This is a genomic window from Okeania sp. SIO2F5, from assembly GCF_010692685.1.
Classification (GTDB): domain Bacteria; phylum Cyanobacteriota; class Cyanobacteriia; order Cyanobacteriales; family Microcoleaceae; genus Okeania; species Okeania hirsuta.
The window spans coordinates 1-9920 of record NZ_JAAHGU010000203.1; the positions used below are offsets into that span (position 1 = coordinate 1).

Annotated in this window: 9 protein-coding genes; 6 read left to right on the forward strand and 3 right to left on the reverse strand. The window is 34.2% G+C overall.

The genetic code is table 11. The features are described from left to right. Positions 1-151: 151 nt before the first annotated feature. Together F6K27_RS31035 and F6K27_RS31040 are read left to right on the forward strand one after the other, a co-directional pair. Positions 152-562 carry a GUN4 domain-containing protein gene (locus tag F6K27_RS31035; protein WP_287279685.1) on the forward strand — a complete coding sequence of 137 codons (411 nt, stop codon included), beginning with the start codon at positions 152-154 and terminating at the stop codon, positions 560-562. A 680-nt stretch (positions 563-1242) separates the two neighbouring features. After that, the gene (locus F6K27_RS31040; RefSeq protein WP_287279686.1) at positions 1243-1680 is read left to right on the forward strand and encodes a Uma2 family endonuclease; all 438 of its coding nucleotides are present in this window, start codon (positions 1243-1245) and stop codon (positions 1678-1680) included. A 260-nt stretch (positions 1681-1940) separates the two neighbouring features. On the opposite strand, the gene F6K27_RS31045 is transcribed toward F6K27_RS31040, so the two are convergent. Further along, on the reverse strand, positions 1941-2591 hold the full coding sequence (locus tag F6K27_RS31045; RefSeq protein WP_287279687.1) for a class I SAM-dependent methyltransferase: 651 nt from the start codon (positions 2589-2591) through the stop codon (positions 1941-1943). Between the two features lie 1033 nt (positions 2592-3624). On the opposite strand from F6K27_RS31045, the gene phnC reads away from it, so the two are divergent. From phnC to phnE, 3 genes are all read left to right on the forward strand, one after another. Beyond that, the gene (gene phnC / locus F6K27_RS31050) at positions 3625-4377 is read left to right on the forward strand and encodes a phosphonate ABC transporter ATP-binding protein (RefSeq protein WP_287279688.1); all 753 of its coding nucleotides are present in this window, start codon (positions 3625-3627) and stop codon (positions 4375-4377) included. Between the two features lie 496 nt (positions 4378-4873). After that, positions 4874-5797: a phosphate/phosphite/phosphonate ABC transporter substrate-binding protein gene (gene phnD, locus F6K27_RS31055; protein WP_287279689.1), complete on the forward strand. Its 924-nt coding sequence runs from the start codon at positions 4874-4876 to the stop codon at positions 5795-5797. Between the two features lie 247 nt (positions 5798-6044). Further along, positions 6045-6848 carry a phosphonate ABC transporter, permease protein PhnE gene (gene phnE, locus F6K27_RS31060; protein WP_192901080.1) on the forward strand — a complete coding sequence of 268 codons (804 nt, stop codon included), beginning with the start codon at positions 6045-6047 and terminating at the stop codon, positions 6846-6848. Between the two features lie 244 nt (positions 6849-7092). Here phnE and F6K27_RS31065 read toward each other — a convergent pair whose 3' ends face one another. After that, positions 7093-7377 carry a hypothetical protein gene (locus F6K27_RS31065; protein WP_287279690.1) on the reverse strand — a complete coding sequence of 95 codons (285 nt, stop codon included), beginning with the start codon at positions 7375-7377 and terminating at the stop codon, positions 7093-7095. On the opposite strand from F6K27_RS31065, the gene F6K27_RS31070 reads away from it, so the two are divergent. Continuing rightward, positions 7345-8340 (forward strand): phosphonate dehydrogenase, encoded by a 996-nt coding sequence (locus tag F6K27_RS31070; protein ID WP_287279691.1) that lies wholly within the window; start codon positions 7345-7347, stop codon positions 8338-8340. The genes F6K27_RS31065 and F6K27_RS31070 overlap by 33 nt on opposite strands. Before the next feature lie 110 nt (positions 8341-8450). Here F6K27_RS31070 and F6K27_RS31075 read toward each other — a convergent pair whose 3' ends face one another. After that, entirely contained in the window at positions 8451-9134 is a 684-nt protein-coding gene (locus tag F6K27_RS31075) for a CADD family putative folate metabolism protein (RefSeq protein ID WP_287279692.1), read from the reverse strand. Positions 9135-9920 lie beyond the last annotated feature (786 nt).

Consider the following 9920-nt stretch of genomic DNA (forward strand, 5'->3'; position numbering starts at 1 on the left):
GTAAACAATTTCAAGCTATAAACTGTAAATTATCAATACCATTACAGACATCCTTAAAACTTTAAGGTTTAGCGATCGCCTAATTTATGAAAAATACAGCTCATACAGTTACTTTTATATTACATTGCAAATATCTATGTAACATGTAAAGATGCCAGCGCTCATTGCTATATTTATTTTTTATCAAGTAGTGGCATTCAAGGATACTAGTAAATTTGGTATTTATAAAGTTTATTCACTTTCAATATTTAGAGAAATAGACCAACTTTGGATCAAATATAGTGATGGTAAGTTTGGCTTTTCTGTGCAAAAGAAAATTTATCAGAGTTTGCTTGGTAGGAAAGAGTCTTATAAAGAACTATGGGAAGCGTTCGGTAACGAAGTCGGATGGCGTAAAGGAGGAAAATGGTTGTATTACTCAGACCTAACTTTTAGCTTGGATACCCATTACATAGGGCATCTCCCTGTGGGCACTTTAGATCGGCTATCGTCTTTGGAAATTAGTGTACCTCCTTGGTATTCGGGTGATTGGGAACAATTTGATCTCTTCTTTCGCGCATAGACTTGTAGACTTTAAAATATAAACGTTTCAGCCGCCTTATCAGTTATCAGTTTTTGATAATCCATTTCTCCCTCTACACACCATTAAAAAATTCCATTGCCACCTATTGTTGTGAGGTACTTCAACTTTTCTATTCAACCTCCTAGAATTTCCTTTGACAAATATAGCGATAAGTGACATTAATTAATTTGTAATAGGGTTGGGTAGAACTCAGTGAAACCCAACAAAGCCATACCAAATTCAAAACAGGTAGTTAGAGTTGGGTTTATCCTTCGGATAAGCTGCGCTAACGTTACCTCAACCCAACCTACAAAAACTATAACGTTGCAGTTAGGGGTCTAACCCCTCATAGTGCCAAAAAATCAGAAAACATTACCGTAGGGGTTGGGAAACCAACCCTCATCTCAAATCAGGAACCCAACCTACAAAAACTATAACGTTGCAGTTAGGGGTCTAACCCCTCATAGTGCCAAAAAATCAGAAAACATTACCGTAGGGGTTGGGAAACCAACCCTCATCTCAAATCAGGAACCCAACCTACAAACTGAAGGTAAAATTAATTAATTTGAATATCTGACAACTGAGCAGCAGCAATTCCCATAGTTACGAAGCAAATTTAAAATCCCCCTAAATCCCCCTTTGAAAGGGGGACTTTGAAAGCTCCCCTAACTGAAATTACCATGAATAAAACATTATTAAAACCAGAAAATTCAACTCTATTAATCGGAATTAGATGGGAAACCTATCAAGCATTATTGTTAGATTTAGCAGAAAATCCTAGTAAAAAATTGACCTACGACAAAGGTACATTAGAAATTACGAATCCCTTGCCAGAACATGAAATTAATAAAGGTTTTTTAGGACGACTGGTACAAACAACGACAGAAGTATTAGGATTAGAAATATCGAGTCTTGGTTCGACAACATTAAGTCGAAAAGATTTGCAAAAAGGAGTTGAACCTGATGAATGTTATTACATCACCAATGAGGAATTAGTACGAGGTAAAATTAATTATGATTTTAATCGCGACCCACCTCCAGATTTAGCAATAGAGATTGATATTACCAGCAGTTCTTTAGATAGTTTAACAATTTATGCCGCTTTAGGTGTCAGATAAATATGGATATTTGATGGGGAAAACTTATTTATTTATTGTTTGGAAAAAGGGAGTTATCAGGAGCAAAAAAAGTAAAATTTTTTGCCAATATTATCCAAGTCAGTTATTTTAAATTTTCTCACCAGACGAGGATAAAAAGGAGAGAATGCTTTACTCCGTGAATTTCGTCAATAGTTAGAAAAATTTACCTAGAAACTGGAGTTTAGACTAAAAACATAGTTTTATTCTAATAACTCTAATAAATGATATATAGGCTATTTCTACTGACTCCTGAGGACTGAGGACTGACTCCTAAAGAATGCGGTTACAGCCATCATTCCCCAAATAATTCCTAAACGAAATTTAGTTGCAGAATGCACTTCAAATTGAGCAGATACTAATAACTGATGTAACTCTGCTTGGGTATAACATTGTTGATGAGCAGGATCGAAAATTTGTAATAACCAGTCACAAATTCTACAGACAAAATAATCTTTGTTCCAGTCAAGAATTATTACTTTACCATTTGGTTTAAGCACCCGTTTCATTTCTCCTAATGCTACTTGAGATTTGTCAAAAAAATGAAAAGAATTAGCACATACAACTACATCAAAAGAATGACTGTTAAATGGCAATGAATGAACAGATGCTTGTTGAAACTTAACGTTAGAATAAGCCTGATATTTTTTCCTAGCTACATTTAACATATTTTCAGATATATCAACTCCTATAATTTCTTGTTTTGGATTTTTGTCAAGCAAAAGTCTTTCAAATTCCCCAGTGCCACAAGCAACATCTAAAATACTTGCTTGTGGCTCAATTTCCTGCCAGTTATGTAGAAAGGTAAGAGTATTAATTATATAATTACGCCAGCGTAAATCGTAAATATTAGCAAGTTCATCGTATTGCCTTTGAATTTTAATTTCATTCATGTTATTTCAGTTATCAGTTATTAGTACTATAAATTTGAAAAAAGAATATTACGAATAATAAGGGGAGTCAAAATATTTTACCGAATAATTAAGGTTTAAAACCTCTCCTTTAAAGGAGAAAAAAGCGGTCGTTCGCGACAGCGGAACGGAGTTCTCTCTTCGCAGCTTCCCGAAGGGTGGGATGGCGATCTTCGGAGCGGCTCTGTCAAGAGCGGGTTTCCTCGCCATATCCAATCGACCAAGAGAAGAAAAAATTTTCCCTTTTGTGTCAATTCTCTTGTTTTCAAGGAGAGGTAATTATTAATTGTTGAAAGGAGATGTCTCTTTGACTAATAAGATAAGTTTTTAACTAATAAATGGTATCGAAGCTATTCATTCTGACTCCTGACTTCCCCTCCTGGGAGAGGTTAGGGGTGGGTTGACACCTAAAAAATTCCCCTAGCTATTTGTAGCAAACATTTATCAAATTGGTATACCTCCAGTTAAAGCTATAACCTTGAAATACTCAGGTTTATTTTTTCATCAATTTTTGAAGGTTATAGCTTGCCTAAACTTTTTCAATATATCAATACTTTTGACTTTTAACTTTTAACTTCCGCGTAGCGACACTAGATACATCAATTATTTATTCCTACTCCCTATTTTATGGAGAAGTTTAATATAGATACTTAACTTGGGGATATTTAGACAAAAATTTCACAAAATATAGCGTTTCCCAAGCTAATGAGGTACAGTTTTTTTCTTATTTATCGATTCCTATAAAACCAGAATTACCGAATAATTAAGGTTTAAAGCCTCTCCTTTAAAGGAGAAACAAGAAAAAAATTTCCTTTGAGTCAATCCTCTTCTTTTCAAGGAGAGGTAATAATTAATTATTAATTATTAATTGTTGAATACTCCCTACTCCCTACTCCCTAAAACCAAGGAATTTTGTACCTCACACTTTTTGGGAATTGCTATATACTTGACCAAATATTGATATAAAAAGTAAACTCTAGGAAAAATTAATTAATCATTTAACTAATCAAACATTATGATTTCTCTGAATAATCTGGGGGTAACTTACCAAGATGGCACAATAGCTTTACAGAACATTTCTGTTGAATTTACTCAAGGGGAATTCACGGTAATTTTAGGGTCTTCTGGGGCGGGAAAATCTACCCTCTTACGCTGTATAAACTTTCTTACTCATCCTACAAGTGGTCAAGTCATTACTGAAGGTAACAGTAATTTACATCACCCCAAAATATTACAAAAACATCGTCAAAGGACAGGAATGATTTTTCAACAACATCAATTAATTCCTCGACAAACAGCTCTGAAAAATGTTCTAGTAGGTCGTTTAGCTTATCATTCTACCCTGAGAAGTTTATTTCCTCTTCCTAAAAAAGATCAATATATTGCCTTAAACTGTCTAGAAAGAGTAGGTTTATTAGACAAAGCTTTAACACCTGTGAAAGCTTTAAGTGGAGGACAACAACAACGAGTAGGAATTGCTCGTGCTTTGGCCCAAAAACCTAAATTTCTCTTAGCTGATGAACCGATCGCTAGTTTAGATCCTGCCAGTTCTCATCAGGTTTTATCCAATTTACGAAAGATTTGTCAAGAAGATGGAATTGGAGCTTTAGTTAGTTTACACCAAGTTGATTTAGCTTTAGAATATGCCGATCGTATTATTGGATTAGGTAAGGGGACTATTCTCTTTGATGGTAGTCCTTCAGAGATTAAAAACCAACAACTTGAAGAAATTTATCAAAGGGAACAGGGAACAGGGAATAGGGAATAGAAAAGAAGAAAAACAACTTTACCTCATAACTTTGGGAATTGCTATATAGCAATATGATTTTAGTTGTGAGATATTGGAGACTGTTGCTTTAGGGAATAGGGAATAGGGAATAGGGAATAGGGAAAAAACGAATACATAAGAATAAGATAACTGCTATATTCTATAGCTTTAAAGGAAAACCTCAATTCTCACATCTGATTCCTGATTGCTATATATCAAACTCTACCTTTAAGTACAACTGCATAAATGTTATGTATAACACATTAGAAAAAAAGGGGATTGACTTTTGATAGACAAGACTTATAATTTCATTGATGTGAGTATTTCCTGCGGACTGCTGCGCAAACAGCTATTAGTAGTCAGATGATGATTTTTAATTCTCCTTGGATTGGAGACTAATTCTTCTTTCCAAAAAGTATGAATTAATAACTCATAGCTGATGGCTGATAGCTGATAGCTGAATGCTTACTCATTAATTGTTTAGTCAAGAAAGATTATGTTAAGTTTAATCCTCAAAAAAAATTTTTTGATAGTGGTTTTTTTGGCTTGGTTAGGTTTAGTTAGTTGTAGTAATTCTAATACTCAAACATCAAGTACAGAAAATCAGCCTACACAAGCAGATACAAAAGCTAACCCTGAGAAATTAGTTGTTGCTTTATTACCAGATGAATCTGCAGCTACTGTCATTCAAAATAATAAAGGACTTGAAACTTATTTAGAAAATAAACTCAGTAAAGATATTGAATTATTTGTCAGTACTGATTATTCTTCCATGATTGAAGTGGCTAGCAAAGGACGTTTAGATTTAGCATATTTTGGTCCATTATCTTACGTTTTAGCCAAAACTAAAAGTAATATTGAACCCTTTGCTGCTTTAGAAAAAGATGGAAAAACCACTTATCAAGCTCTAGTTATTGGTAATGCAGAATCAGGAATTGATTCCTATGAAAAAATAGAAGGAAAAGTCATGGCCTATGGCGATCAAGCTTCTACTTCTAGTCACTTAATTCCCAAGTCAATGTTAATGGAAAAAGGATTAAAACCAGGGGAAAATTATGAAGAAGTTTTTGCGGGTGCCCATGATGCTGTTGCTGTTGCTGTTGCTAATGGAAAAGCACAAGCGGGAGGGTTGAGCAAACCCATTTTCACTGCCTTAGTTGAGAGGGGAACAATTGATAAAAATAAGGTAATTATTATTGCTGAATCTAAACCTTTTCCTCAATATCCTTGGACAATGCGTTCTGATTTAGAACCTGAACTTAAAACACAAATTCAACAGGCATTTTTAGAATTAGAAGATGAAGCGATACTAAAACCATTTAAAGCAGATGGATTTCAATCAATTACAGATGAAGATTATAATGTGGTGAGAGACTTAGGAAAATTACTCGATCTTGATTTTGCTGAATTGAGTAAATAATAAATAAGCTGTCAGCTATCAGCTATCAGCTATCAGCTATAAGACCCGGATTAGTGTAGTAATATTTAATTCTAAACCCTGCTCTTAAGCAGCTCAAGTTTCAATGAAGCTTTTATGTAAAACGAAAAGCAATAACTAATGGCTGATGGCTGACCGCTGACCGCTGAATGTTTACAAAAATTAGTCAATTTTCTTCTAAAAATTATCTTTACTGACAACTGATAAATGATAACTGATAACTGAAATAATGGTTACTTCTAATAAATTTGATAGTTTGCTCCGTCAACAACAAAGAAGTTGGTATATTTCTTTGACTAAAACATTGACTTTGTTAGGCATTATTTTAGTGAGCTTTGGGAGTGTGGGATTACTTGATGGACAACGGTTATCTGAGGGGGTTCCTGACTTAATTGGCATGGTTGGAGAAATGTTTCCGCCAGATTTTAGTCGCGCTCTAGACTGGATTAAACCTTTAGTTGATACTATTGCTATGAGTATTGCTGGAACAGGTATGGCTATTGCTCTTTCTCTTCCCCTTTCTTTAGGAGCAGCTCGTAATACTACACCTCATCCTTTTGTTTATTTCCTATCAAGAATGATTTTAAATATAGCTAGAGCAATTCCTGAATTAATTCTAGGAATTCTTTTTGTAGCAGCAGTTGGATTTGGCACACTTCCTGGGGTATTAGCATTAGGATTTCATTCAATTGGTATGGTGGGAAAATTCTTTGCTGAGGCTATAGAACATACAGATAATTCTCCGATTGAAGCTGCAAAATCTGCGGGTGCTAATCATTTACAAATTATTTTTCATAGTATTTTTCCTCAAATTTTTCCTCAAATCGCTGACGTGACTTTTTACCGTTGGGAATACAATTTTCGAGCCTCAATGGTATTAGGAGCTGTGGGAGCTGGTGGCATTGGATTTGAAATTATTGGAGCCTTACGTTTACTTAAATATGAGGAAGTTTCCGCACTCTTATTGGTTGTGTTAATAATGGTTACTTTAGTTGATAGTTTAAGTAATTATTTACGTCAAAAATTTATTTAATTCTAGTCAAAGAAAGAAGGAAGAAGGAAGAGGGAACAAAGAAGAAGGAAGAAGGAGTAAATATTGAAAAAAAGGGAAAAACTATAGGGTGCATCTCATATTTGCAAAAATACTTTTTTCCTATATATTCCCTATTCTCTATTCCCTGTTGCCTGTTGCCTAAAAACTATAAATTTTTGGCTTTATTCTTGCATTGAGATGCACCCAAACGATAGATATAACTATCTAAAATTAATTAGAGCAGCTATCTTTTTGTAGCATTTTTTTTTAATGTGGTATTACGCTGGCGAAGCCAGAAACTCGGTTTTTGATGTTTACTATTAAAAATCAACCTTCTTCCTTTTTCCTTCCTCCTTCTTCCTTCTTCCCTCTTCCTTCCTCCTTCTTCCTTCTTCCCTCTTCCTTCCTCCTTCTTCCTTCTTCCCTCTTCCTTCTTCCTTCTTCCTTTTTCCTTCCTCCTTCTTCCTTCCTCCTTCTTCCTTCTTCCTTCCTCATTATGAATAAAAAACCTAAAGTTGTTATTACCCATTGGATTCATCCTGAAGTTATTGATTATTTGAGTCAAAGTTGTGATGTTATTCTCAATCAAACTCAAGACACATTATCTCGTGAAGAAATTATCAAACGAACTAAAGAAGCTGAAGGTTTAATGGTATTTATGCCTGACTATATTGAATCGAGTTTTTTAGATGCTTGTCCCCAATTAAAAGTTATTGCAGGAGCTTTAAGAGGTTATGATAATTTTGATATAAATGCTTGTACAAAACGAGGTATTTGGTTCACTATTGTTCCCGATTTATTAGCAGCATCCACAGCAGAATTAACCATTGGTTTATTAATTGGATTAGGTCGTCGAATGTTAGAAGGCGATCGCCTAATTCGTGATGGTAATTTTCAAGGATGGAAACCACAACTTTATAGTAGGGGGTTATTAAATCAAACTCTAGGAATTGTGGGAATGGGAAAATTAGGAAAAGCTTTAGCTCAAAGATTAGTAGGATTTGAAATGAATTTACTTTACACCGATCCTATTCCTTTATCTGTAGAACAAGAAACTGTCTGGAAAATCTCTAGAGTGTCTTTAGAAGAACTCTTAAAAAGTAGTGATTATGTAGTTTTAATGGTACCTTTAATTCCTAATACCTATCATCTGATTAATCAAGATACCTTAGCTAAGATGAAACCAAATAGTTTCCTAATTAATCCTTGTCGGGGGTCAGTTGTAGATGAGAAAGCGATCGCCTCAGCAATTCAATCAGGACATTTAGCTGGATATGCTGCTGATGTATTTGAGATGGAAGATTGGGCAATTCCTCATCGTCCTCAAGACATTTGTGAGGCATTAATAACCGAGAAAAATCAGACTTTTTTTACACCTCATATAGGTTCCGCTGTTGATGAAATTCGCCATGATATTGCTCTTGAAGCAGCTAAAAATATTATTCAAGTTTTATCAGGAAATATGCCTCAAGGAGCAATTAATAAGTTATAATATAGAATCAATTTGAATAATTACTATTCAAAAGACTAGAGGCAGATATGCAAAACCCCTAGTCTCTCATCAGTAACCTAATTATTTAAAACTTTTGATTGTAAATTTAGTTAATTTACAGCTTGACAATATTCTTCATAAACACCATCAAGCAATAAATTTAAAGCATCTACTGCCTTAGCTGCTGCTGATAATGCTTCCTGTTTTTCAACATCAGTTTCGCACATTTTTACTAATGCTTCTCTTGTAACTTGGCTGTGAATTTCATCAGCTTTTTCATGTACTTGAAAAAAGGCTAAAGCTGCTTCAGAATTAATGCCATAAAATTCTTTCAAACCAGCAATTTTAGTAGTAGCTACTTCAGGAATTTGAGACTCATAAGCATAAAGAGCAGCTAAACCTTTTGCCGGATTTTCACTGCGGGATAACTCTTTGAGAATACTTACAGATTCCTTGGTTTTTGCTAAATGTTGCCTATTCTTAACTGCCTCTCGTTTTACACCCAAACCTTCCGCAAAACGTAACCATAATTCCGGATGATTTGCTGCTCCCATTTCCTCTTCCATGAGATTTTCCAAGAGCATTTTACGAGTTTCTAAATCATCACAAGCTGCATGAGTAGCACTAACATAAGTGGGGAAATAATGAACTTGTAGATAATACTCTTGAGCATACTCTTGCAACATTTCTAGAGAAAGTTTTCCTTCATTCCACATTTGGTAGAAAGAATGCTTAAGTAGATGTTGTTTTTCAATAATCTCATCAAGTTGTGCAAGGAAATCTTGTGCAGTCATTTGTGTATTTTGAAGCAACATACTTATTTAGTAAATTAATAGTTCCAGATATGGATATTATCATATGTTGCTCTGTAGCGCTACGCGCAAGTCAGAAGTCAGAAGTCAGAAGTAATCCCTGATTGAGTTTGAGTGTTTACAATTGCCCTAACCTATTTGCGTACTGCTATAACTAAAATTTATCGTCCTCACTAAAAGATGTAGTGCTATAGTTTGGAAGATATTTAACTCTTACCATATATTTGTAACTACGTCAAACCCTTGTTAGAGCAACTGATGAAAATTAGTCAATCTTTGTTGAATAAATATCAGGTAATTTCTTGAAAAACAACCAAATAATCATGGTTTTGGGCTGAAAAATCTTATTAAGTTAGAAATACCCTTGGATTATTATCTATTAATTTTATCATGGGAAAGCTGAAACTATTGAAACTCCGTTAGCTAATTGAGGCTTTTTTTGATGTTTTTTGTCAGAGGTTGATGACAAAGTTGAAAAATTTAAAATTAGAAGCTGAAATTGATAATTAAAACTTTTCAAATAGCGATCGCTGAAGTCAGGAATGAGAATTCAATAATGGGACTTACACAAATTAGAGTGATAAAATAGCTTCAAATATAGCAATGAGCGCTGGCATCTTTACATGTTACATAGATATTTGCAATGTAATATAAAAGTAACTGTATGAGCTGTATTTTTCATAAATTAGGCGATCGCTAAACCTTAAAGTTTTAAGGATGTCTGTAATGGTATTGATAATTTACAGTTTATAGCTTGAAATTGTTTAC

Excerpts from the sequence above, each read along its gene's own strand:
- F6K27_RS31035 (WP_287279685.1), top strand. The coding sequence starts at position 152 with ATGCCAGCGCTCATTGCTATATTTATTTTTTATCAAGTAGTGGCATTC.
- F6K27_RS31040 (WP_287279686.1), top strand. The coding sequence starts at position 1,243 with ATGAATAAAACATTATTAAAACCAGAAAATTCAACTCTATTAATCGGA.
- F6K27_RS31045 (WP_287279687.1), bottom strand. The coding sequence starts at position 2,591 with ATGAATGAAATTAAAATTCAAAGGCAATACGATGAACTTGCTAATATT.
- phnC (WP_287279688.1), top strand. The coding sequence starts at position 3,625 with ATGATTTCTCTGAATAATCTGGGGGTAACTTACCAAGATGGCACAATA.
- phnD (WP_287279689.1), top strand. The coding sequence starts at position 4,874 with ATGTTAAGTTTAATCCTCAAAAAAAATTTTTTGATAGTGGTTTTTTTG.
- phnE (WP_192901080.1), top strand. The coding sequence starts at position 6,045 with ATGGTTACTTCTAATAAATTTGATAGTTTGCTCCGTCAACAACAAAGA.
- F6K27_RS31070 (WP_287279691.1), top strand. The coding sequence starts at position 7,345 with ATGAATAAAAAACCTAAAGTTGTTATTACCCATTGGATTCATCCTGAA.
- F6K27_RS31065 (WP_287279690.1), bottom strand. The coding sequence starts at position 7,377 with ATGGGTAATAACAACTTTAGGTTTTTTATTCATAATGAGGAAGGAAGA.
- F6K27_RS31075 (WP_287279692.1), bottom strand. The coding sequence starts at position 9,134 with ATGACTGCACAAGATTTCCTTGCACAACTTGATGAGATTATTGAAAAA.